Source organism: Kitasatospora saccharophila, from assembly GCF_039529925.1.
Taxonomy (GTDB): Bacteria; Actinomycetota; Actinomycetes; order Streptomycetales; family Streptomycetaceae; genus Kitasatospora; species Kitasatospora saccharophila.
Genome location: NZ_BAAANS010000085.1, coordinates 1 through 26,163 on the forward strand (window position 1 = coordinate 1; position 26,163 = coordinate 26,163).

Annotated in this window: 23 protein-coding genes, 2 tRNA genes and 1 pseudogene; 14 read left to right on the forward strand and 12 right to left on the reverse strand. The window is 75.0% G+C overall.

The annotated features are described in order from the left end of the window. Positions 1–216 (forward strand): annotated as a pseudogene (locus tag ABD345_RS36230) (hypothetical protein); the annotation flags it as partial. Next, the gene (locus tag ABD345_RS36235) at positions 213–770 is read left to right on the forward strand and encodes a Uma2 family endonuclease (RefSeq protein ID WP_344558624.1); all 558 of its coding nucleotides are present in this window, start codon (positions 213–215) and stop codon (positions 768–770) included. The pseudogene ABD345_RS36230 and the gene ABD345_RS36235, both read left to right, overlap by 4 nt. Positions 771–790: 20 nt before the next feature. On the opposite strand, the gene ABD345_RS36240 is transcribed toward ABD345_RS36235, so the two are convergent. Both ABD345_RS36240 and ABD345_RS36245 read right to left on the reverse strand, forming a co-directional pair. After that, positions 791–1,675 (reverse strand): spermidine synthase, encoded by an 885-nt coding sequence (locus tag ABD345_RS36240; protein WP_344558584.1) that lies wholly within the window; start codon positions 1,673–1,675, stop codon positions 791–793. A gap of 216 nt (positions 1,676–1,891) precedes the next feature. Beyond that, a complete protein-coding gene (locus ABD345_RS36245) occupies positions 1,892–2,308 on the reverse strand; it encodes a hypothetical protein (protein ID WP_344558586.1) in 417 nt (138 codons plus the stop codon). A gap of 335 nt (positions 2,309–2,643) precedes the next feature. Here ABD345_RS36245 and ABD345_RS36250 point away from each other — a divergent pair, with 335 nt between their 5' ends. Beyond that, on the forward strand, positions 2,644–4,029 hold the full coding sequence (locus ABD345_RS36250; RefSeq protein WP_344558588.1) for an NsdA family TPR-like regulatory protein: 1,386 nt from the start codon (positions 2,644–2,646) through the stop codon (positions 4,027–4,029). Between the two features lie 122 nt (positions 4,030–4,151). On the opposite strand, the gene ABD345_RS36255 is transcribed toward ABD345_RS36250, so the two are convergent. Continuing rightward, positions 4,152–4,802, reverse strand: a complete 651-nt coding sequence (locus ABD345_RS36255; RefSeq protein WP_344558590.1) for a histidine phosphatase family protein — start codon at positions 4,800–4,802, stop codon at positions 4,152–4,154. Between the two features lie 135 nt (positions 4,803–4,937). Here ABD345_RS36255 and ABD345_RS36260 point away from each other — a divergent pair, with 135 nt between their 5' ends. From ABD345_RS36260 to ABD345_RS36290, 7 genes are all read left to right on the forward strand, one after another. Beyond that, positions 4,938–6,155 carry a hypothetical protein gene (locus ABD345_RS36260; protein WP_344558592.1) on the forward strand — a complete coding sequence of 406 codons (1,218 nt, stop codon included), beginning with the start codon at positions 4,938–4,940 and terminating at the stop codon, positions 6,153–6,155. Next, positions 6,152–7,750 (forward strand): hypothetical protein, encoded by a 1,599-nt coding sequence (locus tag ABD345_RS36265; RefSeq protein ID WP_344558596.1) that lies wholly within the window; start codon positions 6,152–6,154, stop codon positions 7,748–7,750. The genes ABD345_RS36260 and ABD345_RS36265 overlap by 4 nt, the downstream gene beginning before the upstream one ends. 7 nt (positions 7,751–7,757) lie before the next feature. Next, positions 7,758–9,146, forward strand: a complete 1,389-nt coding sequence (locus ABD345_RS36270; RefSeq protein WP_344558598.1) for an AAA family ATPase — start codon at positions 7,758–7,760, stop codon at positions 9,144–9,146. A 331-nt stretch (positions 9,147–9,477) separates the two neighbouring features. Continuing rightward, the gene (locus ABD345_RS36275; protein ID WP_344558600.1) at positions 9,478–9,876 is read left to right on the forward strand and encodes a hypothetical protein; all 399 of its coding nucleotides are present in this window, start codon (positions 9,478–9,480) and stop codon (positions 9,874–9,876) included. Between the two features lie 138 nt (positions 9,877–10,014). Continuing rightward, a complete protein-coding gene (locus tag ABD345_RS36280; RefSeq protein ID WP_344558602.1) occupies positions 10,015–10,557 on the forward strand; it encodes a bifunctional DNA primase/polymerase in 543 nt (180 codons plus the stop codon). 74 nt (positions 10,558–10,631) lie between these two features. Next, positions 10,632–10,705: transfer RNA gene (locus tag ABD345_RS36285), tRNA-Lys, on the forward strand. 101 nt (positions 10,706–10,806) lie between these two features. Continuing rightward, positions 10,807–11,049 carry a hypothetical protein gene (locus ABD345_RS36290; RefSeq protein ID WP_344558604.1) on the forward strand — a complete coding sequence of 81 codons (243 nt, stop codon included), beginning with the start codon at positions 10,807–10,809 and terminating at the stop codon, positions 11,047–11,049. Positions 11,050–11,052: 3 nt separating this feature from the next. Here the strand turns inward: ABD345_RS36290 and ABD345_RS36295 are convergent, their stop codons facing one another. Genes ABD345_RS36295 through ABD345_RS36305 form a run of 3 tightly spaced genes read right to left on the reverse strand, consistent with a single transcriptional unit; the run spans position 11,053 to position 13,885 of the window. Then, the gene (locus tag ABD345_RS36295; protein ID WP_344558606.1) at positions 11,053–11,679 is read right to left on the reverse strand and encodes a LutC/YkgG family protein; all 627 of its coding nucleotides are present in this window, start codon (positions 11,677–11,679) and stop codon (positions 11,053–11,055) included. Continuing rightward, a complete protein-coding gene (locus ABD345_RS36300) occupies positions 11,676–13,094 on the reverse strand; it encodes a LutB/LldF family L-lactate oxidation iron-sulfur protein (protein WP_344558608.1) in 1,419 nt (472 codons plus the stop codon). The genes ABD345_RS36295 and ABD345_RS36300 overlap by 4 nt, the downstream gene beginning before the upstream one ends. Next, a complete protein-coding gene (locus tag ABD345_RS36305) occupies positions 13,091–13,885 on the reverse strand; it encodes a (Fe-S)-binding protein (RefSeq protein WP_344558610.1) in 795 nt (264 codons plus the stop codon). Before ABD345_RS36305 ends, ABD345_RS36300 begins: the two co-directional genes overlap by 4 nt. 57 nt (positions 13,886–13,942) lie before the next feature. Here ABD345_RS36305 and ABD345_RS36310 point away from each other — a divergent pair, with 57 nt between their 5' ends. Continuing rightward, on the forward strand, positions 13,943–14,560 hold the full coding sequence (locus ABD345_RS36310; protein WP_344558612.1) for a GntR family transcriptional regulator: 618 nt from the start codon (positions 13,943–13,945) through the stop codon (positions 14,558–14,560). 181 nt (positions 14,561–14,741) lie between these two features. On the opposite strand, the gene pgi is transcribed toward ABD345_RS36310, so the two are convergent. Beyond that, positions 14,742–16,403, reverse strand: a complete 1,662-nt coding sequence (pgi, locus tag ABD345_RS36315) for a glucose-6-phosphate isomerase (RefSeq protein WP_344558614.1) — start codon at positions 16,401–16,403, stop codon at positions 14,742–14,744. Positions 16,404–16,578: 175 nt separating this feature from the next. Beyond that, the gene (locus ABD345_RS36320) at positions 16,579–18,159 is read right to left on the reverse strand and encodes a Na+/H+ antiporter (RefSeq protein ID WP_344558616.1); all 1,581 of its coding nucleotides are present in this window, start codon (positions 18,157–18,159) and stop codon (positions 16,579–16,581) included. Positions 18,160–18,272: 113 nt separating this feature from the next. Between ABD345_RS36320 and ABD345_RS36325 the strand changes: the two genes are divergently transcribed. After that, positions 18,273–18,346 (forward strand) — tRNA-Lys (locus tag ABD345_RS36325). A gap of 54 nt (positions 18,347–18,400) precedes the next feature. On the opposite strand, the gene ABD345_RS36330 is transcribed toward ABD345_RS36325, so the two are convergent. From ABD345_RS36330 to ABD345_RS36340, 3 genes are all read right to left on the reverse strand, one after another. Beyond that, positions 18,401–18,787, reverse strand: a complete 387-nt coding sequence (locus tag ABD345_RS36330; protein WP_344558618.1) for a VOC family protein — start codon at positions 18,785–18,787, stop codon at positions 18,401–18,403. Positions 18,788–19,152: 365 nt separating this feature from the next. Next, positions 19,153–20,859, reverse strand: coding sequence for a chitinase (locus ABD345_RS36335; RefSeq protein WP_344558619.1), 1,707 nt, complete (start codon positions 20,857–20,859; stop codon positions 19,153–19,155). Between the two features lie 178 nt (positions 20,860–21,037). Beyond that, entirely contained in the window at positions 21,038–21,331 is a 294-nt protein-coding gene (locus ABD345_RS36340; RefSeq protein WP_344558620.1) for a hypothetical protein, read from the reverse strand. Positions 21,332–21,467: 136 nt separating this feature from the next. Here ABD345_RS36340 and ABD345_RS36345 point away from each other — a divergent pair, with 136 nt between their 5' ends. After that, positions 21,468–24,722 (forward strand): S41 family peptidase, encoded by a 3,255-nt coding sequence (locus ABD345_RS36345; RefSeq protein ID WP_344558621.1) that lies wholly within the window; start codon positions 21,468–21,470, stop codon positions 24,720–24,722. A gap of 19 nt (positions 24,723–24,741) precedes the next feature. Here ABD345_RS36345 and ABD345_RS36350 read toward each other — a convergent pair whose 3' ends face one another. Then, on the reverse strand, positions 24,742–25,191 hold the full coding sequence (locus ABD345_RS36350; RefSeq protein ID WP_344558622.1) for an Lrp/AsnC family transcriptional regulator: 450 nt from the start codon (positions 25,189–25,191) through the stop codon (positions 24,742–24,744). 93 nt (positions 25,192–25,284) lie between these two features. Between ABD345_RS36350 and ABD345_RS36355 the strand changes: the two genes are divergently transcribed. After that, the gene (locus ABD345_RS36355; RefSeq protein WP_344558623.1) at positions 25,285–26,106 is read left to right on the forward strand and encodes an LLM class flavin-dependent oxidoreductase; all 822 of its coding nucleotides are present in this window, start codon (positions 25,285–25,287) and stop codon (positions 26,104–26,106) included. Positions 26,107–26,163: the final 57 nt, after the last annotated feature.

Consider the following 26,163-nt stretch of genomic DNA (forward strand, 5'->3'; position numbering starts at 1 on the left):
GTCGCCCCGGCCCCGCGCCCCGCCCCGGCCCCCGGCACCCCCGCCGCCACGCCCCGGCCCGCCCCCGGCGTCCCCGACCCGCTCGCCCTCACCGCCGCCACCGCCCGCCCGCCCGGCGAGAACGCCGTCGCCGTCCTGCTCACCGCCGCCGCCGGACTGCTGCTCACCGCCGCCGCCATGTACAAGCACCGCGGCCTCCCGGGCGGCAACCACTGAGCCGCCCCGGGCACCCCCGCACCGGCCCCTGGACCGTCGACGAAGTCCTCGACCTGCCCGAGGACACCCACCACCGCGTCGAACTCCTCGGCGGCGCCCTGCTGCTGAGCCCGCGCGAGAGCGTCCCCCACCAGCGCGCGGCCACCCGGTTCGCCGCCTCGCTGAGCGCCGCGGCGCCCGCCCCGTTCGAGGTGCTGGAGGCCGTCAACGTGCTCGTGCCGGACGGCCTGCTGATCCCCGACCTGGTGATCGCCGACGCCGCCGCGACCGCCGGGGCCGGGGCGACCCTGCACGCAGACGACGTCGTGGTCGCCGTCGAGATCGCCTCGCCGTCCACCCGGGTCATCGACCGCCGCACCAAGCCCGGCCTGTACGCCGCCGCCGGCATCCCGCACTACTGGCGCCTCGACCTCGACCCCGCACCGCGCCTGCACCTGGGCCGGCTGGCCCCCGACGGCAGCGGCTACCTCGACCGCACCGTCCAGCCCGGTGAGTCCACGGCCCTCACCGAGCCGTTCCCGTTCGACCTCGACCCGGCCGCGCTGCGGCGCTGACCGCGACAGCCGCCGGGGCGTCAGTCGAAGGCGCGCGGCGGCGGGGCCGGGGAGGGGACGGCGGCGGCGTCGGTGACGGGGGCCGCTCCGGCGGTGAAGTCGGTGAGGTCGCGGCCGTGCAGCAGGCGGGCCTGGGCGGGGTCGGTGGCGAGGCGGCGGGTGAGGTCGGTGAGCGGGAGCGGGGTGTGGGCGGCCAGCAGGACGAGGTTGCCGAAGCGCTTGCCGCGCAGCACGGCGGGGTCGGCGATCAGGCAGACCTCGGGGAAGACGGCGAGCAGGGTGGCGGCCTGGGCGCGGGCGAAGGCGAGCGCGCCGCCGTCGGTGGTGTTGGCGGCGTAGTGGCCGGCGCCGGTGAGGGCGCGGGCGGCGTGCCGGACGAACTCGGTGGTGGCGCAGTGCGCGGGGACCCGGGCGCCGGCGAAGACGTCGGTGACGACCAGGTCGGTGGAGTCGTCGGGGGTGCGTTCCAGGACGGCGCGGGCGTCGCCGCCGCGCACCTTGATCTGCCAGCCGCGGTCGAGCGGCAGTTCGGTGCGGACCAGGTCGGTCAGTTCGGTGTCGATCTCGGCGACCTGCTGGCGGGAGCGGGGCCGGGTGGCGGCGGTGTAGCGGGCCAGGGTGAGCGCGCCGCCGCCGAGGTGCAGGGCGGTGAGCGGCTGCCGGGCGGGGGCGGCGAGGTCGATCAGGTGGCCGATCCGGCGCTGGTAGGCGAAGCCGAGGTGGGTGGGGTCGGCGAGGTCGACCAGGGACTGCGGGGCGCCGTCGAGCAGGAGTTCCCAGGCGTGCGGCCGGTCGCGGTCGGGGCGCAGTTCGGCGGTGCCGGAGGCGACGGCGGCGGTGAGCGGGCCCTGGCCGTGCGCACGGCCGGGGACGGTGGAGGCGGGGGTGGTGCGTGGGCGGCCCATGGCGTCCATTATCGCGGCCCGTGGCACCCGTCGTCGCAGCCCGTGGCGGCCCGGGGCGGCCGACCTCGCGGACCGAAGCGGCCGGTCCGCGACGGTGGGTGACGGACGCTGCCCGCTGCGGGGTCGGGAGGTCCACCCACCGAGACGACGCTTGCATGCCAACTCACCGGTCGGGCAAGTTCTCTGACGAATCGTCAGCCGACCCGCCGGGCGCGCTCAGAGCGGGCCGAGGCCGCCCGCGGTGAGCGTGGTGGCGGCTTCGCAGAGCGCGGAGCGCAGCACCCAGGCGTCGGTGGGGCGGGGGTGCGGCTGGGGACCGGAGGGCGGGATGATCCAGCGCGGATCGGTGGGCGGCAGCAGTTCGGCCCCCGGGGTGCAGGCGGAGCCGGTCAGGTGCCAGCGCAGCGCGGTGCCGGCCGGGACCAGGAAGGCGACGGCGTTGCCGCCGGCCGTCTGCTGGACGGCCCCGCAGGCGCGCCGGAGCCGGAGGATGTCGACCGCCTCCAGGCCGTGCCGGACCTGGACGGTGACGGTGTCGTACCGGACCACGCGGCTGGCCGAGGAGCCCACCGGGGCGGGCGGCGCCACGGCGGGGACGGCCGGACGCCGGTACTGGGGAACTCCGGTGGCCATGGGGGACCTCCTGTCGCCTCGGGTCGCGCGGAAACCGGGCGCCGCTCCGTCACCCGGTCGTGCGACGGGGGGCCGGTGCGGGAGGGGGCCCGTACCGCCGGTGTCCATGTACCAGGACAACGCGGAAGCCGGTCACCAGGCCACGGCCTCCGATACAGCAAGCCATGGCATTTCATGGCACAACGCAGCAACTCCGTCCGGATTGTCCGCAATTGACCGCACAGCTCCTGGCAACCGCCCGTGTTCGCACGGTGACTGCCGGTACTGTTCTGGCGACGCGGCGGCCCTCCCCCGGGAGGCGGCGCGACCACCCCGGCACGACCTCGGAGTGCAGCATGGCAGCCACCCGAACCGGCGGGCCCCGCCCGGCGCCCGTCCCCAACCAGGCGATGCGCGAGCTGCGCGGGGGCCTCTCCCCCGGGGAGTTCGCCACCCTGGTCCGGCGGGCGGCCCGGGAGATCGGCGAACACGTGTCCTGCGACGCGCGCTACGTCGGACGGGTCGAGTCCGGCGAGATCCGCTGCCCCAACTACGCGTACGAGCGGGTGTTCCGGCACATGTGGCCGGAGCGCTCGCTGGCGGAGCTCGGGTTCGCACCCCGCACGGCGGTCCGCCGCCGCGCACCGACGACCACCGAACCGTCCGTCCCGGCAGATCCGCCGGACGCGCCGCACCGGTCTGACGAGGAGAACGACGAGGTGCTTCGCCGCACGTTCCTGAACGGCGGTCCCACCGCCCTGGCGGCGGTGCTGGGCCTGGACCAGGCCCCGCCGCCCGCGGTGCCGCCGCCCGCGGCCGTCCCCCTGCCGGAGCGCCGCCGGGTCGGCGCCGCCGAGGTGCAGGGGGTCGAGCAGGCGGTCCGCGACATCCGGCTGCTGGACGACGCGCACGGCGCGGACGCCCTGTTCGAGCTGGCCGGGCAGTCGCTGCGCAGCGCCTACGTGCTGCTCAACGACGGCGACTACAACGCCGCGACCGAGCGCCGCCTGCAGTGCGGGGCCGGTGAACTCGCCATCTCGGTGGGCTGGTTGGCGCACGACTCGAACCGGCTCACCGACGCCAGGTCGTTCTACTCGGAGGCGCTGGCCACCGCCCGGATGGCCCGCGACCCGCACCTGGAGGCGCACGTGTTCAGCAACAGCGCCTTCCTGGCCCGGGACGCCGGCCGCCCCCGGGAGGCGCTGCGGGCCGCCCAGGCCGGGCAGGCCGCGGCGGAGGGGCTGGGCTCGGACCGGCTGCTGTCGCTGCTGGCGCTGCGCGAGGCGGGCGGCTGGGCGCTGCTCGGCGACCGCTCGGCCTGCGAACGGGCGCTGGCCCGGGCGTACGCGCTGTTCGACCGGGGCGAGCGGCCGGACGCCGACCCGGAGTGGATGTCCTTCTTCGGCGAGGCGGAGCTGGCCGGGCAGGAGGCGCAGTGCTGGTCGGCGCTCGGCGAGTGGGACCGGGCCAGCGCCCGGGCCGAGCGGGCGATAGGGCTCCAGGAGCCGCACTTCGTCCGCAACCGGGTGCTGTACACCGCCGAGTTGGCGCACGACCGGCTGGGCCGGGGCGACCTGCCGGGCGCGGCCGCGCACGGTTCGGCGGCGGTGGCGCTGCTCGGCCAGGTCCGCTCGGCGCGGGTCCGCGGCATGCTGGCGCACACCGCGGCACGGCTGCGCGGGCACGCCGCCGTGCCGGAGGTCCGGGACTTCCTGGACGGCTACGACGCGGCGGCGGCCTGACTGACGGCCTGACCGGAGGCCGGAGCCGCGGCCTGACCGGCTGCCCGACCGGCGGCCCGGGTGAAGCCCGGAGCGGCGGCCCGGGCGAAGGTCGGCACCCGGCCCCGGGTGCCGACGCGCCGTCAGTGCCCCAGCTTCTCCAGGTGGCTGTGGTCGTTCCAGACCTCGACGGCGGGCAGCCCGTACTCCCAGGAGAGCACGCACAGCGCGGCGGTGCCGAGCTTGAGCCGCTGGGCGTACTCGGCGGGCAGGCCGAGCCAGCGGGCGGTGAGGATCCGCAACAGGTGGCCGTGGGCGAACAGGACGACCTCGCAGTCGGCGCAGTTCATCGTGGTGGTGTCCGGTGCGGGGGTGCCGTGCCGCCCGTTGATCTCGGCGAGCAGGGCGTCGACCCGGCCGGAGACCTCGGCCAGCGTCTCGCCGCCGGGGACGCCGTCGCGCCAGATCAGCCAGCCGGGCTGGTCGCTCTCCCGGATCTCGCCGCCGGTGCGGCCCTCGTACTGCCCGTAGTCCCACTCCAGGAGTTCGGGGCGTTCGACGGCGCGGTCGCCGAATCCGGCGAGTTCGGCGGTCTCCCGGGCCCGGGAGAGCGGGCTGGTGTAGACGGTCGCGCCGGGCAGGCCGTTCCACGGGGCGCGGGCGAGGCGTTCGCCGAGGGCGCGGGCCATCGCGCGGCCCTCCTCGGTGAGCGGGACGTCGGTGCGGCCGGTGTGCCGGCCGGTGGCCGACCAGGAGGTCTCGCCGTGGCGGACCAGCACGATGCGGGCGGGCATGGGGTACCTCGTTCGAAGGGGTGCGGTTCGGCGGCCCGCCCTGGCGGGCCACCGCCCCATGATCCCCCACCCGACCTGCCGGATCGACGACCGGGCTCCGCTTTGTCGGCTCCGGGTGCGAGACTGGGCCGCACCATGAACGTCTCGCACCTGGGGCAGGCCACCCCGCCGCTGCGGCGGCTCTCCGAGTTGCGCGGCCCGGCGCCGCAGCGCAGCCTCGACGCCCGTGCCCTCGCCGCCCTCGCCGCCAATCCGGGCTGCCGCCGCCGCGCCCTGCTGGACGCCGCGGGCGTCGACAAGATCGCGCTCGCCCAACAGCTGGGCCGCCCCGCGCCGTTCGGCCAGTCGCCGTTCGCGATCCGCCGCGGCCTGCTGTTCGAGTCCCGGCTGAAGCGGGACGGCTACGCGGTGCTGCTGGAGCCGCTGCGCCGCCGGCTGGGCGTCCCGGCGGACGAGGTCGCCTCGCCCTCGGTGCCGGACCTGCTGCCCGCCGCCTCCCCCGCCGTCCGCGCGGAGCGGACGCTGGCGGCGCTGGCCGAGGCCGTCGCCGACCCGGCGGCCTGGACGCTGCTGGACCACCCGCTGCTGCGGCTGGACGTGGCGGGCAGCCCGGCCTACCTGGAGCCGGACGCGCTGGTGGTGCACGGCGGCCGGTGCACCGTGGTGGAGATCAAGTCCTTCCCGGTGCTGGACGGTTCGGCCGATCCGGCGCACGTCGGCGCGGCCGCCCGGCAGGCCGCGGTGTACGTGCTGGCGCTGCAGGAGGCGGCGGCCCGGCTGGCCGGCCGGCCGCTGTCCGCCGACCCGTACGCCGTCCAGGAGCTGCCCGGCGCGCCGGAGTTGACGGTGCTGCTGGTCTGCCCGAAGGACTTCTCCGCCCAGCCGGTCGCCGTCCCGGTCGACGTGCGGCGCGAACTCGCGGTCACCCGGCGGCAGTTGTCCCGGATGACGCGGATCGAGCAGCTGCTCGCGGCGCTGCCCGAGGGCGTCACCTTCGACCTGGCCCGGGACGAGTCGGGCACCCCGACCCGCCCGGCCGGGGAGCTGGCCGAGGCGGTCGCCGCGGTGCCCGCCGCGTACGCCCCGGACTGCATCTCCACCTGCGAGCTGGGCTTCCACTGCCGTGCGCAGGCGCGCTGCGCGGGCGCGGTGGAGCAGTTGGGCCGCGGGGTGCGCGGCGAGCTGGGTTCGCTGCGCACCGTCGAGGAGGCGCTGGCGGCGGCCGGGCAGGGCGGTGCGGCGGGCCTGGAGCCGGAACTGGCGGGCGAGTTGGGGCTGGACGAGGCCGCCGAGCGGCTGGCGTACGCGGCCCGGCTGCGCACCGAGGCGCTGGCGGCGGGCGGCGTGCGGTGAGCCTGCTGTCCACGCTGGCCCGGCTGGAGGCGGTGCGGGAGCAGCGGGCCCAGCCGTTGGCGACGGTGCGCCACCGGCACCTGTCGGAGCGCCCGATGGTGCTGGTGCCGTTGGCGGCGGCCGGCGAGGCGGGGGCCCCGCTGGCGGTGCTGCTGGGCACCGACCGCGCGGAGCCCCGGCTGCACTTCGTGCCGCAGCCGCTGAACCGCACCCAGCGTTCGGAGTTCCTGGCCGCGGTGGCCCGTGAGGTGGTGCCGTACCTGGAGTCCTTCGGGGACGAGGTGGAGCTGCTGGAGGGCTCCGAGAAGGACCCGGTGAGCGGCGAGAAGGTGCCGGTGGTGCGGGAGTTGTGCGCGGACGCGCCGCAGCTGATCGTGCCGAACGCGGGCGGCGTGGCGCACCTGGCGCTGCTGGGCCGCTCCACCCGGTTCCGCCGCACGGTCGAGGACCCTGACCCGGGCGAGTTCCCGTCGCCGACCGAAGTCCCGCTGCTGGGGCGGTGGTTGACGCATCTGACGGACCGGGCGCAGGTGCCGGGCTCCTCGATGCTGCTGGCGATGACCGGCCTGCTGTCCCGGCACTGGGCGACCGGGCAGAGCAACCTGGAGGACCAGCACCTGGCCGCCCGGCTGGCCTGGCACCTGCCGCCGGCCGGCCTGGAGCCGGCCGCCCTCGGCGCGGCCGCCGCCGAGTGGGTGGAGACCGCCCGGGACGGCGAGGGCCTGCTGCTGCACCCGCCGGCCGGTCCGACCACCGACCCGAAGTTCGACGAACGGGTGCTGGCCCCCTCGATCCTGCGGCACGACGCGGCGGTGGCGGTGCGCGAGCGGGCCGAGGCCGCCCGGGACGACGCCGGGGTCCGCCGGGCCGCCGTCCTGGTCGAGCGGGCGCGCGCCGAACTGGCCCGGGTGCTGCACGCGGCCGCGCTGCCCGCCTGGCACGACGTCTGGAACGGCATCGACCTGCTGCGCGCCCTCCCGGCCGCCGGCCACCTGCCGGACCGCTGGGAGGGCGACCGCTGGTCGTTCACCATGCACCGGGAGCGGGTCGCGGCGGGCGAGCCCCCGCAGCCGCGCCGGGACGACGCGGTGACGGCGGCCCGCAAGCTGGCCCAGCGCGAGCGCGAGCAGGCGAAGTTGGACATCCAGGAGGCGCTGGACGACCCGCTGGCGATGGCCGAGCGCCGGCTCGCGGGCGAGGCGTTCGTGGGCGAGGTGGTGGACGTCGTGCCGGAGTGGTCGCAGGGCCGCTCCCCCAAGCCGCGCCCGCTGCTGGTGCTGCGCACCGGCGACCGGCCGCACGCCGACCCGGGCCGCGAGGTGCACCGGGCGCACGCGGAGCCCGCCCAGCGGGCCGAGATCGTCTCGTCCGGGCCGGGCGAGGTGGTGGTGCGGCTGCTGTCCGGCATGGGCCGCCGCAAGGACCCGGAGCCGGGCAGCGTCCCGGAGCCGGGCTCGACCGTGGTGTTCACCCTGTTCGAGCTGGCGCCCCGGCAGTCCGCGCCGCTGCCGGAGCCCGCCGACACCCCGTGGACGCACGGCGGCCCGCCGGTGGCCGTCGAGGATGCGCCGGTCGGCGCGGACGAGTGGGAATGATCACCGAATGAACCTCACCGAACCCCAGGGCGCGCCCACCGGCGGCCGGCCCCCGGAGCCGGCCCCAGGCGAGGCCGCCGACCGGGCCGTCGCGGGCATCCTCGACGCGGTGGTGCGCCCCGCGCCGGGTGCGCCGCGCGGCGTCGTGGTCGACTCCCCGCCGGGCGCGGGCAAGTCGACGCTGGTGGTGCGGGCGGCCCGCGAACTGGTCGGCGCGGGCGAGCGCCTGATGATCGTCGCCCAGACCAACAGCCAGGTCGACGACCTGGTCGACCGGTTGGCGGTCAAGGCCCCGGAGATGAGCATCGGCCGGCTGCACGCGAGCGACGCCAAGCCCGCCCCGGAGGCCCTGCGGCACGCCAACGTCACCGCCAAGGACAAGGTCGCCGACCTGCTCGAACAGGACGTGGTGATCTCCACCGCGGCCAAGTGGCAGTGGGTGCGGACCGAGCAGCCCTGGCGGCAGGCCATCGTCGACGAGGCGTACCAGATGCGCTCGGACGCGCTGCTGGCCGTCGCCCGGCTCTTCGAACGGGCGCTGTTCGTCGGCGACCCGGGCCAGCTCGACCCGTTCACCGTGGTCGGCACCGACCAGTGGGCGGGCCTGTCCTACGACCCGTCCTCCTCCGCGGTGGTCACCCTGCTCGCCCACAACCCGGCGATCCGCCCGCACCGCCTCCCGGTCTCCTGGCGGCTGCCCGCCTCGGCGGCGCCGCTGGTCTCCGCCGCCTTCTACCCCTACACCCCGTTCCGCTCCGGCACCGGCCCGGACGACCGCACCCTGCGGCCCGGCCTGCGCGGCGACGGCTCGGCGGTGGACGCGGCGATCGACGAGGCCGCGGCCAGCGGCTGGGCGCTGCTGGAACTGCCCGCCCGGCACACCGTCCGCACCGACGCCCAGGCGGTCGCCGCCGTCGCGGCCACCGTCCGCCGCCTGCTGGAGCGCGGGCTGACCGCGCACTCCGAGCAGGGCAGCGCCCCGCTCACCCCCGGCCGGGTCGCGGTCGGCACCGCGCACCGGGACCAGGCCGCCGCGGTCCGCGCCGAGCTGGCCCGGCTGGGCGTGCCGGTCGACCCGGCGGCCGGCGAGTGCGTCACGGTCGACACCGCGAACCGCCTGCAGGGCCGCGAGTACGACGTCACCGTCGTGCTGCACCCGCTCTCCGGCCGCCCCGACGCCACCGCCTTCCACCTGGAGACCGGCCGCCTCTGCGTGCTGGCCTCCCGCCACCGGCACGCCTGCATCGTGGTCGCCCGGGCCGGCATCCCCGAGCTCCTCGACAACCACCCCGCCACCGAACCCGTCCAGCTGGGCGTCGCCGTCAAGTTCCCCGACGGCTGGGAGGCCAACCACGCGGTCCTCGCCCACCTCGCCGAACACCGCGTCCGCCTGTAGGCAAAGACGGCGGGATGCGCAATCAGGGGCTCGGGGAACGGCGAGAGCCCCCGCCAGGGGCTCGGGGAACGGCGAGGCCCAGTCTGCTGGCGGTTCACTGCCGTTGCGCGCATCGGCTTTCGGTTCCGTCAAAGACACGCAGCAGCCCCGACCTCCGATGGGCTCCGGCCGTCAGCAGCACGGACTCGCCGTTCCCCGAGCCCCTGGTGGTGCTCCCTCGCGCCCCCCGGCAGGGAATAGCGCTCGTGGGCGCACCGTTCCGGTTCTGGCGGTTCGCGCGCGACAATGGACGGCGGCCGTCTTTCCCTCGCACTCCCGGAGGTGCCCCGTCATGCCCGACTCGCATCCGCAGGCGTCCGACCAGGGCGGTTCGCCGGTTCCGGCGGCCGTTCCGTCGGTGCCGGGCCCGGCCCGGCGGATCCGGCCGGTTGAGTTGATCTTCGAGCCGCCCGGTCCGGAACCGGAGCCGGAGCGTTTCTTCGACCTGGAGTCGATCGACGATCCGTCCGAACTGCTGTCGCGCTCGACCGAGTTGGCCTTGGCGTTCCGGGCCGCGGCGGAGCGGGCCACCGACTTCCAGGCGCTCGCCGCAGCGCAGCTCGCGGATCCGCGCCGGTTCGACGCGCTCTCGCCGGAGCAGGTCGCCGAGCGGGCCGACTGGACGGCGGACTACGCGGTGAAGATGGTCGAGTACGGCCGTTCGCTGCAGCGCCGCGGCCCGGAGGAGTAGGCCCGCCGGGGGCCCTCGCCGGGGGTCCGCCAGGCCACTGGCATATGCGGCGGGCGATGGTACGCCCCCGCACCCCCCGCTGTCCGGCGAACGCCGTTTTCTCCCCGGCCGCCCGCGCCAGCGGTCCACCCTGACCAGGTGGACATCTGGACCTATCAATCCGTGGAGTACGTCAGCGTCGCCGGGGAGGCGTGGCTCGCCTCCGCCAGCGAGTACCCGAGCAGCATGCGCGCCCTGTGGGAGGCCCGGCCGTGGGCGCCCGCGGTCCTGCCCTGCGGCCGGGCGTTCGACGTGATCAGCCTGCCGGCCGTGTTCGGCCGCCGGGTGCTGGACGAGCTGTGGACCTCGGGCCCGGGCTGCGGCCCGGTGGCGACCTACCGGGGCCGGACGCTGCTGTTCGTGCAGCCGGGGGCGGCGTCCCGGCTGCGGACGCTGCTCGCCTGGGAGGAGTGGGCCCGGGACGTGCCGCCGCTGCTGTGCCACGGCGCGGGGGACGCGGTGACGGTGCCGCCGGTGCAGCGGGCGATCGACGCGCCGGAGGCCTCGTCCAGCCGGTGGATCGTGGCGCCGGACACCAGCGAGCCCTGGCTGCCGGGGGCGTCGGTGGTGCTGTGGGCGTGCGTCCGGGCGGCCCGCGGGCGGGTGCGGGAGGGCGGCGACCCGGTGTCGAACGGGTGCTGAACGGGAGGTGCCGTCCCGGCGGGAATCGATTTTGGCTCCGGCCCGGCCGCTGCTAGAGTCTTCCACGTCAGCAGGCGCCGCTAGCTCAGTTGGTTAGAGCAGCTGACTCTTAATCAGCGGGTCCGGGGTTCGAGTCCCTGGCGGCGCACAGACAGCGAGAGGCCCCCCTTCACCGGGGGGCCTCTCGCGTTGCGCCGTTCGTGCCGCGCTCCCCCGGAGCGTGCGTAAAGGACTGCTAATGTCCGCTCCATGGCGTCCGACGATCTCCATTCCGACTGGGCCGCCTGGCTCGACGCGGAGCTCGCCGGGGCCGAGGCGGCCGCCCTGCGCGCGCACCGGCGGGAGCGGCACCGGCGGCTGCTGCTGCGGGTGCTGGCCTGGACGGGTGCGGTGGCACTGGCGGCCGGCCTCGGCTTCGGCCTGGTGTACACGGCGCAGCACGGCCCGGCCCCGCGCCCGGCGGTGACGGCCTCGCCCACGCCGGGCGGTTAGGGCCTAGTCCAGCAGGACGACCGCGAGCCGGCGCGGGCCGTGGACGCCCTTGACCCGGATCATCTCGATGTCGGCGGTGGCGGACGGCCCGCTGACGAAGGTGAGCGGCCGGGCCGGGTCGAGCCGGGCGAGCGCGCCGGGCAGCGCGGAGTGCACCTGTTCGGCGCGGACCACGCAGACGTGCAGGTCGGGGAGCAGGGTCGCGGCGCGGCGCCCCTGGGCGGGTCCGCCGTCGAGGACGAGCGTGCCGGAGTCGGCGACGGCGGCCGCGCAGCCGGTCAGGACGGCGTCGGTGGCGTCGAGTTCGGCCTTGTCGAGCGGCGGGCGGTCGATCCGTACCCGGCCGTCCCATCCGGCGGTCCAGTCGGCGGGCAGTCCGTCGGGGACGACCAGGCTGCGGGCGCCCTCCTCGGTGAGCGCCCGGGCGACGGCCGCCGCGGGCCGCGGGGCGCGCAGCACGCGGGCGCCGTACTCCTCCAGCCGTTCGGCGAACAGCGCGAGCACCGCCTCCCGGTCGTCGGGGTCGAGGCCGGGGGCGTGCCGGAGGTAGTGCCGGGGCGGTTCGGGGGCGGGCGGGACGGCGGCGGCGCGGATCCGGCGGAGGATCTCCGCGCGGGCGGTGTCGGTCATGCCCGTTCTCCTTCGTTCTGCTTCCACCAGCTGCGGAAGGACTCCTTGGGGACGTCGGGCAGCGCCCGGTTGTCGGTCCAGCCGGGGACGGGGGTGCGGGCGGGCAGCAGCGGTCCGACGAGTCCGGCGGCCTTGACGGCGGCCTTCCACGCCGCGGGGCGTTCCATCACGGCGCCGACGGTGTTCAGCGCGGCCCGTTCGACGGGGTGCCGGCCGCCGTCGGCGACCTGGGCGCGCAGGTCGAGCAGCACGTCGGTGAACCGGATCCGGACGGGGCAGACCTCGTTGCAGGCGCCGCACAGCGTGGAGGCGTAGGGCAGCGAGGCGGTCTGCGGGTCGTCGGTCCCCTTGAGCAGCGGGTTGAGGATCGCGCCGATCGGCCCGGGGTAGACCGAGCCGTAGGCGTGGCCGCCGGTGCGCTCGTAGACGGGGCAGGTGTTCATGCAGGCGCCGCAGCGGATGCAGCGCAGGGCCTGGCGGCCGACCGGGTCGGCGAGGGCGCGGGTGCGGCCGTTGTCGACCAGGACGAGGTGGAAGTCGCGCGGGCCGTCGTCGGCGGTGGTGCCGGTCCAGGTGCTGGTGTAGGGGGCCATCCGTTCGCCGGTGGCGTTGCGGGCCAGCAGTTGCAGGAAGACTTCGAGGTCCTGCCAGTCGGGGACGGTCTTCTCGATGCCGACGACGGAGATCAGGGTGTCGGCGAGGGTGAGGCACATCCGGCCGTTGCCCTCGGACTCGACGACGACCAGGGTGCCGGTCTCGGCGACCACGAAGTTGGCGCCGGAGACGGCGACCTTGGCGCCGAGGAACTTCTCCCGCAGGTGCAGCCGGGCGGCTTCGGCGAGTTCGGCGGGGTCGTCGGTGAGCCCTTCGGGGGCGGGGCGGCCGTGCCGGCCCATCTCGCGGGCGAAGATCTCGCGGATCTCGCTGCGGTTGCGGTGCAGCGCGGGGACGACGACGTGCGAGGGCAGGTCGTCGCCGAGCTGGACGATGGTGGCGGCGAGGTCGGTCTCGCGGGCGCTGATCCCGGCGGCTTCGAGGGCGGCGTCGAGGCCGATCTCCTCGGTGAGCATCGACTTGACCTTGACGATCTCGCGTTCGCCGGTGGCCCGGACCAGGTCGGTGACGATCCGGTTGGCCTCGGCGGCGTCCCGGGCCCAGTGGACGGTGCCGCCGGCCGCGGTGACCTTCTCCTCGACCTGCAGCAGGTACCCCTCCAGGCCGGCCAGCACCCGGTCCTTGATCGCGGCGGCGCTGTCGCGCAGCTGCTCCCAGTCGGGGCGTTCGGCGGCGAGCACGGCCCGCTTGCCGCGGATGGTGTGGGTGGCGCGGCGGACGTTCTCGCGCAGCTGCCGGTTGCCGACCTCGCGGGCGGCGGCCTCGGGGAAGGCGGGCCAGCCCAGGAACGACCTGCTCATCGGACGGCCTCCGCGACGGGGAGGCCGGGCAGCGGCCCGTCCTGTTCGGTGCGGGCGAGGATCTCGGCGAGGTGCAGGGTGCGCACCGGGTGGCCGTCCTTGGTGAGCCGGCCGCCGATGTTCATCAGGCAGGAGTTGTCGACGGCGGCCAGCACGGACGCCCCGGTCTCCCGCACGTGCCGGGCCTTGTCGCCGTTCATCGCGCCGGACACCGCCGGGTTCTTCACCGAGAAGGTGCCGCCGAAGCCGCAGCACTCCTCCTGCGCGGGCAGTTCGACGAAGTCGATGCCCCGGACGGCGCGCAGCAGCCGGTAGGGCCGCTCCCCCAGCCCGGTGGCCCGCAGGCTGTGGCAGGTGGGGTGGTAGGTGACCCGGTGCGGGAAGTACGCCCCGACCTCCTCGACTCCCAGCCGGTCGGTCAGGTACTCGGTCAACTCGACGACTCTGGGCGCGAGTTCGGCCACCGCGCGGGCCAGCCCGGGGTCGCCCGCGGCTTCGGCGGCGAGCGGGTACGCCTCGGCGGGCATCCCGGCGCAGGACGCGGACGGGACGACGATCTCCTCGTACCCGGCGAAGGTGTCCACGAAGTGCCGGGCGAGCTTCGCGGTCTCCTTGCGGTAGCCGGTGTTGAAGTGCATCTGGCCGCAGCAGCTCTGGGCGGCCGGGAAGTCGACCTCGACGCCGAGGCGGCGCAGCAGGGCGACGGTGGCCCGGCCGGTGCCGGGGAAGAGGGTGTCGTTCAGGCAGGTGACGAACAGGGCGGTGCGGGAGCGCGGGGCGTTCGGGGGCATGCCCGCATCATAGATGCAAGCTTAGATGCAAGCCAGGAGGCGTGACAGAATGACCGGGTGACGACCGAAGCCCTGCCCACCGCCGACCGGGCCTACCAGCACGTCCGCACCCGCCTGCTGGACGGCACCTGGCCGGGCGGCACGCTGCTCTCCGAGGGCGTGGTCGCCACCGAGCTTGGCCTGTCCCGCACCCCCGTCCGCGAAGCCTTCCTGCGCCTGCAGTCCGAGGGCTTCCTGCGCCTGTACCCCAAGCGCGGCGCCCAGGTCGTCCCGATCGCCCCGGGCGAGGCCCGCGACGTCCTGGCCGCCCGGGTCCAGTTCGAGCACGCGGCGGTCGACACCCTCGCCGCCCGCGGCCCCGAGGCGCTGACGGCCGCCGCCGCGGAGCTGGTCGCCGCCTGCGAGCACCGCGACCCGCACCCCGTCGAGGCCGGCCGCCACTTCCACCTCACCCTGCTGCGGGCCGCCGGCAACCCGGTCCTGACCGCCCTCTACGAGACCCTCTGGGACCGGCAGGTCCGGGTCTCGGCCGCCGCGACCGCGACCCCGGCCCGCGCCGAGCGGGACCACGCCGAACACCTCGCCCTGGCCCGCGCCCTCGCCGTCCCCGACCCCGCCCTGGCCCGCGAACTGGTCACCGCGCACGCCGAGTCCCTGCTGGCGCGGGTCACATGAGCGAGCACCACCAGGGGCTCGGGGAACGGCGAGCCCCGGTCTGCTGACGGTGCACGGCCGGAGCGCGCATCGGCTTCCGGTTCCTGTCACTGCACGCAGCAGCACGAACCTCCGATGGGCTCCGGCCGTCAGCAGCACGGACTCGCCGTTCCCCGAGCCCCTGAATGCGGGCCCGCCGTTCTCACCGGCCGCGCAGCTCCCGGTAGCGGTCGACCAGGTTGGCGGTCGAGGCGTCCAGCGCTTCGGCGCCCTCGCCGGTGAGCAGGACCGGCTCGATCTTCTTGGCGAGCACCTTGCCGAGCTCGACGCCCCACTGGTCGAAGGAGTCGATGTTCCAGACCGCGCCCTGGACGAACACCTTGTGCTCGTAGAGGGCGATCAGCTGGCCGAGGACGTGCGGGGTCAGCTCGGTGGCCAGGACGGTCGTGGTGGGGTGGTTGCCGCGGAAGGTCTTGTGCGGGACGAGCTCGGCGGGCACGCCCTCCGCGGCGACCTCCTCGGCGGTCTTGCCGAAGGCGAGCGCCTGGGTCTGGGCGAAGAAGTTGGCCATCAGCAGGTCGTGCTGGGCGACCAGGGCGGGCTGCAGGTCGGCGACCGGCTTCGCGAAGCCGAGGAAGTCGGCGGGGATCAGCTTGGTGCCCTGGTGCAGCAGCTGGTAGTAGGCGTGCTGGCCGTTGGTGCCGGGGGTGCCCCAGACCACGGGGCCGGTCTGCCAGTCGACGGGGTTGCCGTCGCGGTCGACCGACTTGCCGTTGGACTCCATGTCGAGCTGCTGCAGGTACGCGGTGAACTTCGACAGGTAGTGCGAGTACGGGAGCACCGCGTGCGCCTGGGCGTCGAAGAACGCGCCGTACCAGACGCCGAGCAGGCCGAGCAGCAGCGGCACGTTCTCCTCGGCGGGGGCGGTGCGGAAGTGCTCGTCGACCAGGCGGAAGCCGGCCAGCATCTCCTGGAAGCGCTCGGCGCCGATCGCGATCATCAGCGAGAGGCCGATGGCCGAGTCGTAGGAGTAGCGGCCGCCCACCCAGTCCCAGAACTCGAACATGTTGGCGGTGTCGATGCCGAAGTCGGCGACGCCCTGCGCGTTGGTGGACAGCGCCACGAAGTGCTTGGCGACGGCCTCGTCGCCGGCGCCGAGCTGCTCCAGCAGCCAGCCGCGGGCGACGACCGCGTTGGTGACGGTCTCGATGGTGGTGAAGGTCTTGGAGGCGACGATGAACAGCGTCTCGGCGGCGTCCAGGTCGCGGACGGCCTCGTGCAGGTCGGCGCCGTCGACGTTGGAGACGAAGCGGACCGTCAGGTCGCGGTCGGTGTAGGAGCGCAGCACCTCGTAGGCCATCGCGGGGCCGAGGTCGGAGCCGCCGATGCCGATGTTGACGACGTTGCGGATCCGCTTGCCGGTGTGGCCGGTCCAGGCGCCGGAGCGCACCTTCTCGGAGAAGACGGCCATCTTGTCGAGCACGGCGTGCACGGCGGGCACCACGTTCTCGCCGTCGACCTCGATGACGGCGTCCCGGGGGGCGCGCAGCGCGGTGTGCAGGACGGCGCGGTCCTCGGTGTTGTTGATCTTCTCGCCGCGGAACATGGCGTCGCGCAGTTCGGCGACGCCGGTGGCGGCGGCGAGTTCGCGCAGCAGCTCCAGGGTGCGGTCGGTGACCAGGTGCTTCGAGTAGTCGACGAAGAGGTCGCCGACCCGCAGGGTGTAGCGCGTGCCGCGGTCGGGGTCGGCGGCGAACAGCCCGCGCAGGTGCTGTTCGCCCAGGTCCGCCCGGTGCTTCCCCAGCGCGGCCCACTGCGGGGTGCGGTCCAACGGGGTCCGGCCGTTGGCAGGGGTCTCCGACATCGGTGTGCTCCTAGGGTCATACGGGGGTGCAGGTACCGGCAGGTTCCGGCGGGAGGGTTGCGCTGGTCCGGCGGGTAAGCGTGCGTGTGCCGGCTCCGTCGACGGCCTTGCCCGCCCCAACCCTATGCCCTGGGGGCGGCGGGCCGTCGGTCCACCACGGGAGGTCGACGGGACGTCACTTCCGCGCCGACTGGAGGTCGAGCGCGCGTAGCACCCGGTCGGCGACCTCGGGGTCGGCGCCGGCCTCGCCGCGGGCGACCAGGACCTCGCGGCGGGAGGCGGCGATCATCTCCTGCTCGACGGCGAACGCCTGCCGCCACTGCTTGCCGCGGCGCTTGGCCTCCAGCGCCTCCTCCTCCTCGTACTTCTCGGGGCAGAGCCGGGCGAGCCGGTCGTGCTGGCGCTCGCGCAGCCGTTCGGTGATCTCGGCCGGGAGCTGGTCCTCCTCCTCCAGTTCGGCGAGCCGGTGCAGTCCGGCCTTGGCGGCGCGCCACCACAGCTCGCGGACGGCCGTCTCGTGCTCGTCGTGGGCGTCGTCCAGGCCGAGCAGCTTGACCACGTACGGCAGGGTGAGGCCCTGGACGACCAGGGTGAACAGCACGACGCTGAAGGCGATGAAGACGATCTCGCTGCGGGCCGGGAACGGCAGTCCGTCGTGCAGGGCGAGCGGGATGCCGAGGGCGAGGGCGACGGTGGCCACCCCGCGCATGCCGGACCACCAGAGCACGACGGTCTCCCGCCAGCTGATCGGGGTGTCCTCCTCGCCGTGGGTGACCCGCCTGGAGAGCCAGGCGGCGGGCAGCAGCCAGAGCAGGCGCAGCAGCACGACCACGCCGACGACGATCGCGGTGTCGCCGAGCATGGTGTGCCAGGTGTCCTTGACGTCCTGCAGGACGGTGGACAGCTCCAGGCCGATCAGGCCGAACGCGACGCCGGTGATCAGGGTCTCGACGATCTCCCAGAACGCGTTGCCGACCAGCCGGTAGGAGACCTCGTCGGCGTCGGAGGCCCGGTCGGCGAGGTAGAGCGCGCAGACCACGACGGCCAGCACGCCGGAGCCGTGCGCCTCCTCGGCGAGCGCGTAGGCGGCGAACGGGACGAGCAGGTTGAGCGCGACCTGCTGGGTGGGGTCGTCCAGGAACCCGGCGATCTTGGCGTTCAGCCAGCCGAGTCCGACGCCGACGGCGACCGCGACCACCGCGGAGAGCAGGAAGCGCTCCACCGCCCGGCCCACCGACAGGTCGCCGTCGACGACGGCCTCGACGGCCAGCGAGTAGATGACGATCGCGGTGACGTCGTTGAACAGGCCCTCGCTCTCCAGCACCGCGGTCAGCCGGCGGGGCAGCCCGACCTCGCCGGCCACCGCGACGGCGGCGACCGGGTCGGGCGGGGAGACCAGCGCGCCCAGCGCGACCGCGGCGGCCAGCGGGGCGGCGGGCACCAGCCAGCTGAAGACGCCGGCCACCGCGGTGGTGGTGACCACCACCAGGGCCACGGCCAGCAGCAGGATGGAGCGGATGTTGGCCTTGAAGTAGCGGACCGAGGAGCGCCGGGCCACCGCGAAGATCAGCGGGGGCAGCACCAGCGGCAGGATGAACTCGGGGTTGATCTGCACGTTGGGGATCTGCGGGACGATCGCGAAGACCAGTCCGACCATGGTCATCAGCACCGGCTGCGGGATCCTGCTCCGGCGGGCCAGTGGCATCGTGACCACCGAGGCGAGCAGGACCAGGAAGAGCAGGGTCAGCTGGCCCACGGTGGTTCCTCTCGGCAGGTGCGGGGTGCGCCGGCTTCAGCATACGTCCGGGCCCCGGCCGGGCCGATTGTGTGTTTCGGGCGCTGACCAGGTAATGTTCTCTCCGTCAGCAGGCGCCGCTAGCTCAGTTGGTTAGAGCAGCTGACTCTTAATCAGCGGGTCCGGGGTTCGAGTCCCTGGCGGCGCACAGACAGCGAAAGGCCCCCCTTCACCGGGGGGCCTTTCGCGTTTCCCGGTCCGTTCAGGCCGCGTGCAGTTCGTTGACGCACAGCACGTTGCCGTCCGGGTCCTTGAACCAGGCGGCCCGCATGCCGTCGGCCTCGGCGACCCCGTCCACGGTCTTCAGCCCGGGCAGGTCGTACTCCTCGAACACCACGCCGCGACCGCGCAGTTCGGCCACTTCGGTGTCGAGGTCGGCGACCTTCCAACTGGCCAGGGTGTGGTCGGCCTGTCCGCCGTACGGGGTCTCGTACACCCCGAACTCGGTGCTGCCGGAACGGAAGACCACCTCCTCGGCGCTCTCCCGGGCGAGCGTGAGCCCGAGCGTGTCGTGGTAGTACCGCTTGGCCCGTTCGAGGTCGGTCACCGGGATCACCGCGAGCAGGGGTGCGTCTGCCAGCATCGCCATCACCTCCTCCCCCCAGGCTAGGCGCGCCGCCCCGACCGGTCGACCAGCGGCGTTCCCCGCCCGGCCGCTCCCCGCCGCCCCTCCCGACGACCGGAGCCGCCCCCGCAGGAGCGACCGGCTCCGTCACCGCCGTGCCGACTCCCAGCCCCCTCCGCTCCTCCCGCCCCGGCGCCGGCCGCTCCCCCGCACACGACGACTGGAGCCGGCCACCCCCGCGGGGGCGACCGGCTCCGTCACTGCCGCGCCGGGTCTCAGCCCCCTCCACTCCTCCCGGCCCGGCGCCAGCCGCTCTCCCCCGCACACACGACGACCGGAGCCGGCCACCCCCGCGGGGGCGACCGGCTCCGTCACTGCCGTGCCGACTCTCAGCCGAAGTAGCTGTGGAAGTTCTTCGAGAACTCGTTGTTGTTGTAGTTGTCCCAGTTGATCGACCAGGTCATCAGGCCGCGCAGGTTCGGCTGCTTGCCGGCCCGCGGGGCGTAGGAGCCGCAGCTGGTGCCCTTGGTGAGGCAGTCGAGCGCCTGGTTGACCACGGACGGGGCGACGTAGCCGTTGCCCGCGTAGGTGTTGGCGGGCATGCCGATCGCGACCTGGGAGGGCTTGAGCGCCGGGAACATGTTGTTGGTGTTGCCGGCCACCGGGAAGCCGGTGAGCAGCATGTCGGTCATCGCGATGTGGAAGTCCGCGCTGCCCATGTTGTGGTACTGGTTGTCGAGGCCCATGATCGAGCCCGAGTTGTAGTCCTGGACGTGCAGCAGGGTGAGGTCGTCGCGCAGGCCGTAGATGACCGGCAGGAAGGCGCCGGCCCGCGGGTCCTGGCCGCCCCAGGGGCCCGAGCCGTAGTACTGGTAGCCGAGCTGGACGAAGAAGGTCTCCGGCGCCATGGTGAGCTGGAACTTCGCGCCGTACTTGGCCTTGAGGGTCTTGACCGCGGAGATCAGGTTGGTGATCACCGGGGTGGTCGGGTTCTTGAAGTCGTTGTCGCCGGTGTTCAGCGACAGCGAGTGGCCCTCGAAGTCGATGTCGAGGCCGTCCAGGCCCCACTTGTCGATGATCGCGGAGACCGAGTTGACGAAGTTGTCGCGGGCGGCGGTGGTGGTGAGCTGCACCTCGCCGTTCTGGCCGCCGATCGACAGCAGGACCTTCTTGCCCTTGGCCTGCTTGGCGGCGATGGCCGCCTTGAAGTCGGCGTCGGACTCGACGCCCGGGCACTCGGTGACCGGGCAGCGGTTGAAGTGGATGGTGCCGCCGGTGATGGAGTCCGGCTCGCCGAAGGCCAGGTCGATGATGTCCCAGCTGTCGGGGACGTCGGCCATCTTCAGGTACCCGGCGCCGTTGGCGAAGCTGGCGTGCAGGTAGCCGACCAGCGCGTGGCTGCCCGCGGGCGGCGGGCTGGTGGGCGGCACCGAGGTGGACGGGCTGGCCGAGGTGGACGGGCTGGCCGAGGTGGACGGCGACGCGGAGGCCGAGGTCGACGGCGAGGCCGAGGTGGAGGGCGAGGCCGAGGTGGAGGGCGACGGCGAGGCCGACTTGGAGGGGGACGCGCTGGCGGAGGGCGAGGCGGGCGCGCCGGGGCCGTCCAGCGAGACGTCGTCCGCGTAGTAGGTGCCCTGGCCGTACCAGCCGTGGGTGAAGACGGTGGCGGAGGTCTGGGTGGCGGTGGTGGTGAAGCTGACCGAGAGCTTCTGGTAGGCGCCGCCGGTGCTCGGCGTCCAGGTCGAGGTGCCGCCGTTGACGCCGAGGTAGACGTAGGCGCCGTTGACGTACGCGCTGAGGGTGTACGTGGTGTTGGGGGCGACCGCGACGGTCTGGGTGCACTGGGCGGTGTCGGACGCGGACGCGGCGCCCGCGAGCGCGTAGCTGCCGGTGTGGGCGTGGCCGGTGACCACGGAGCCGGTGGCGCCGGTGCAGGTCCAGGGGCTCAGTGCGTTGGTCTCGAAACCGCCGTTGACCAGGAACTCGCCTGCCGAGGCCGATCCGGCCAGGCCGAAGCTGAGCGCGACGGCGCCCGCGGCGGCGACCGCCCAGGCCGTTCCGGCGGCGAGCAGCCGCTTCTTCCGGGGAGTGTGCATGTGGGGATGCTCCTGCCTCTGTGTGGGGGACGCCCTCCTCCGTCCGCCGGGCTGTGGGGTTCCCGGCCGGGGGCGTGCCGCCGCACCGGCACCCACCCAGGGAGTTGGACTAGACCACTGAAGCGGCTGTGGCTCCTCCCTGTCAATGGACGGGGGAGCACGGTTCACTGACCGGCCGTCAGCAGCTCCCAGAGCGCGTCGAAGTCTCGGCCACCACCCGCCAGCCTGGCACGGCGAGGAACAGCACCCGGGGCGGTTCGGTCCGGAAGTCCAGCGCGATCGGCAGGTCGGCGCCCAGGGAGCCGATCAGCCAGATCCGCTCCGGGTCGACGCCGGTCCCCGGCTCGATCCACAGCGGGCGCAGTTCCGGGTCCGCCGCCTCGCGCTTCAGCGCCGCCGTGTCCGCGGCGACCTCCTCCGGCCCGAACAGGTCGAAGCGGTACCCCGCCGGCTCGTCGAACACCTCCGCCACCCGCGGCCCGTACGCCGGTACCGCCAGCTCCCCGCCCAGATCCGCCGCAGCCGCTCCGGTGCCTCCACCGCGTTCCCCTCCCGCCGGCCACGGGGCCGCGTTTGCGGGCCCCGGCCGCCGATCGAACCATGGAGGGGTGTCCGGATACCTGCGGTACCCCCATGTACGCGGCGGTCTGCTCGCCTTCACCGCCGAGGACGACGTCTGGGCCGCGCCGCTGGCGGCGGACGGCTCGGTGGGGCGGGCCTGGCGGGTGAGCGCGGACCGGACCAGGGTGAGCCACCCCCGGCTGTCGCCGGACGGCACCGCACTGGCCTGGACCAGCTGGTTCGCGCTGACGCCCGAGGTGTTCACCGCGCCGGTGGACGGCGGGGAGGCGGTCCGGCTGACGTACTGGGGCAGCCAGGACACCCGGGTGCGCGGCTGGCTGCCGAACGGCGAGGTGCTGGCGGTGACCTCGTACCACGAGCCGTTCGCGCACTACGCCTGGGCGTGGGAGCTGCCGGCGGACGGCGCGCCGGGGCGGCGGATGCCGTGGGGGCCGGTCGCGGACGCCCAGGTCGGCGCGGGCCGCACGGTGCTGCTGACCGACGCGGCGCCGCACGAGCCCGCGTTCTGGAAGCGCTACCGGGGCGGCGCGACCGGCCGGCTCTGGGTGGACCACGACCTGCTGCTGCCCGGCCTGCCCGGGCACCTGGCCTCGCCGATGCCGGTGGTCTGCGCCGAGGGCACCCGGATCGCGTTCCTCTCCGACCACGAGGGCGTCGGCAACCTGTACTCGGTCCGCCCGGACGGCACCGGCCTGCGCCGGCACACCGACCACGCCTCGTACTACGCCCGGGAGGCGGCGAGCGACGGCGTCCGGGTGGTCTACCAGCACGCCGGGGACCTCTGGCTGCTCGACTCGCTGGACGCCCCCGCCCCGCGCCGGCTGGACGTCCCGCTGGGCGGCGCCCGGGCCGGGCGGCGGCCGTACCAGGTCAGCGCCGCCAACAACGTCAAGGACCTGGCCTGCGACGCCACCGGCCGGGCCGGGGTGCTGAACGTGCGCGGCTCGCTGTACTGGCTGACCCACCGCGACGGCCCGGCCCGGGTGCTCGCCGACACCCCGGGCGTGCGCTGCCGGCTGCCGCTGGTGCTCGGCTACGGCAACCGGGCCGCCTGGGTGACCGACGCCGACGGCGCGGACGCGATCGAGCTGGCCGCGCTGCCCGGCAAGGACGCGCCGCCCGGGAAGGACGCGCTGTCCGGCCCGGACGCCGCGGACGAGCACCCCCCGCACCGGCGGATCGCCGGCGGCCGGATCGGCCGGGTGCAGGAGCTGGCCGCCGCCCCGGACGGCGGGCGCCTGGCGGTGGCCTGCTCGGACGGCCGACTGCTGCTGGTGGACACCGCGGACGGCACGGTCACCGAGGTCGCCGCGTCCCGGTTCGGCCCGGTCTCCAGCCCGGCCTTCTCCCCCGACTCGCGCTGGCTGACCTGGTCCGAACCGGTCGCGGGCCGGTCACTGCGGGCGATCCGGCTGGCCCGCACCGACCGGCCGGAGCACAAGGTCGCCGTCACCGGCGGCCGGTTCGAGGACGAGCACCCGGTCTTCACCCGGGACGGCCGCTTCCTGGTGTTCCTGTCCTGGCGGGGCTTCGACCCGGTGCACGACGTGCACACCGGCGACCTGTCCTTCCCGCTCGGCTGCCGCCCGTACCTCGTCCCGCTGGCCGCCGGCACCCCGTCCCCGTTCGCCTCGCCCGCCGAGGGCCGCCCGCCGGTCGGCCTGGACCCGGAGGAGGCCACCGGCGACGGCACCGTGCACGTCGACGAGGAGGGGCTGAGCAAGCGGCTGGTGCCGTTCCCGGTGATCGCCTCCAAGTACTCGGCGACCGCGGCGGTGCGCGGCGGCGTGGTGTGGCTGCGCTGGCCGATCTCCGGCGCCCTCGGCCAGACCTTCGCCAACCCGGAGGACACCTCGGGGCGCCCCGCCCTGGAGCACTTCGACCTGGCCCGGGGCCGCCGCAGCACCCTGGTCGAGCAGCTCGACGGCTTCGCGGTCTCCGCGGACGGCTCGGCGGTCTCGGTGTTCTCGGCCGGCGCGCTCAAGCTGTACCCGCTGGCCGCCCCGGGCGCCCCGCTCCCCGTCGACCTGCGCCGGATCACCCACACCGTGCACCCGGCCGCCGAGTGGCGGCAGTCCTACGCGGAGGCGGCCCGGATCGTCGCCGACCAGTTCTGGGACGAGGGCATGTGCGGCCTGGACTGGCCCGCCCTCACCGAGCAGTACGCCCCGCTGCTGGAACGGATCGCCTCCCCCGACGACTTCGCCGACCTGCTGCGCGAACTGCTCGGCGAACTCGGCACCTCGCACGCCTACGTCACCCCGTCCCGGCGCGGCGAGGGCCCCGCCATCGCCCAGCAGCCGCTCGGCCTGCTCGGCGCCAACGCCCACCGCGACGCGGAGGGCCGCTGGCTGGTCGACCGGATCCTGCCCGGCGAGTCCTCCGATCCCAAGGCCCGCGCCCCGCTGGCCGGCCACGGCCTGCACGACGGCGACGAACTGCTGGCCGTCGACGGCCGCCCGCCCGACCCGGTCCGCGGCCCCACCCCGCTGCTGGCCGGCACCGGCGGCACCACGGTCGAACTGACCGTCCGGCACGACGGCCGGGTGCGGCGGATCGCGGTCACCCCGCTCACCGACGAACGGCCCATCCGCTACCAGGACTGGGTGGCCAGACGGCGGCACCTGGTACGGGAGTTCAGCGACGGCGTCTGCGGCTACCTGCACATCCCCGACCTCGGCGGCTCCGGCTGGGCCCAGTTCAACCGCGACCTGCGCTCCGAACTCGCCCGCCCCGCGCTCGTCCTGGACGTCCGGGGCAACGCGGGCGGCAACGTCTCCGAACTCGTCCTGGAGAAGCTCCACCGCCGCGTCCTGGCTTGGGACTTCACCCGCGGCCGGCAGCCCGTCCGCTGGCCCCGGGACGCCCCGCGCGGCCCGGTCGTCGCCCTCGCCGACCACGCCACCAGCTCCGACGGCGACGTCATCATCGCCGCCATCAAGGCCCTCGCGCTCGGCCCCGTCGTCGGCACCCGCACCTGGGGCGGCGTGGTCGGCATGACCGGACGGCACGCGCTCGGCGACGGCACCCAGATCTCCGTCCCCAAGAACGCTAGCTGGTTCACCGACGGCATCGGCTTCTCGATCGAGAACCGCGGCGTCGACCCCGACGTCGAGGTCGTCCGCACCCCCCACGACTGGGCCCGCGGCGACCACACCGACCTCGCCGCCGCCGTCGACCTCGCCCTCACCCTCCTCGCCGCGACCCCCGCCGCCGCTCCCCCGCCCCGCGACACCCCCCGCCCCGACCTGCGCCGACCGCCGCTGCCGCCCCGGCCGTGAGGAGCCGCTGCGGCGGGGCTCAGCGGGGGCGGGCCGGGCCCCGGTAGGGGAGGGTCTGGCGGTAGACGACGCTGGTGGTGGTGGAGCCGAAGGCGCAGAGCTCGTCGACGAGGGTCTCCAGGTGCTCCATGGAGGTGGCGGCGAGCTTGAGGGTGTAGCAGTCGTCGCCGGTGGTGCGCAGGCACTCCAGGATCTCACGCCGTTCGGCGAGCAGTCGGTGCAGGGGTTGGTGGTGGCTGCCGGGGTACTTCAGCCGGACGACGGCCAGCACGGGGTAGCCGATCCGGGCGAGGTCGACCGCCGCGTGGTAGCCGGTGACGACGCCCCGGGCCTCCAGCGCGCGCACCCGTTCGGCGGTGGCCGAGGCGCCGAGGTTGACCCGCCGCCCCAGTTCGCTGATCGGCAGCCTGGCGTCCGCCTGCAACTGTCCGATGATCGCCCAGTCGATGTCGTCGAGGTCCCCGGCCATCCGGCGATGCTACCGGTGGATCCACGGCGGAAGGGGCCGAACGCCGGGGATCGCCCATTCACCGGCCGGGCTCCGCGCGGATAGCCTCGCCGCATGCAACTGGGCGTCAACGTACCGAACTTCGGCCCCGGCACCGATCCCGGCGTGCTGCGCGAGTGGGCCCGGACCGTCGAGGGGCTGGGGTACGACCTGCTGATGGTGTCCGACCACGTGGCCGTCACCCCGGACGTGGCCGAGCGCTACCCGGAGCCCTTCCACGAGCCGTTCACCACGCTGTCCTGGCTGGCCGCCCTGACCACCCGGGTGCGGCTGGGCACCACGGTGCTGGTGCTGCCGTACCGCGACCCGCTGCTGACCGTCCGGATGGTCGCGGGCCTGGACCGGCTGAGCGGCGGCCGCCTGGTGCTCGGCGTGGGCAGCGGCTGGGCCCGGCAGGAGTTCGCGGCGCTCGGGGTGCCGTTCGCCGAGCGCGGGCGGCGGACGGACGGGTGCCTGCGGGTGCTGCGCGAGTCCGGGCCGGCCGGGGTGCCGCTCTGGGTGGGCGGGCACAGCCCGGCCGCGCTGCGCCGGGTCGCCCGGTTCGGGGACGCCTGGCACCCGCTGCGGCTGACCCTGCCCGCGATGCGGGCCGTCCTCGCCGCGCACGCACTGCCCGGCTTCGCCCCGCGGATCGCGTTCCGGCTGACCCCGGGGCCGGTCGGCGGTCCCGACCGACCCGCCGGGACGGGCTCCCCGGAGCAGGTGCTGGACGACCTGCGGCAGTTGCGCGCGCTGGGCGCGCGGGCCGTGGTCCTCGACCCCTACCACGGCGACCCGGAGGAGACCCGCAGGCCGGAGGCGGCCTGGCGGGACCTGGCCGCCGTGGCCGACCACCGGAAGGAGATTCCCAATGGCATTGTCAAGCCGGGGTGGTGACGCCCAGTGATCGGGTCATGCCGCTGCGGCGGCCGGGCTCGGTGTGACTGCCTGGAA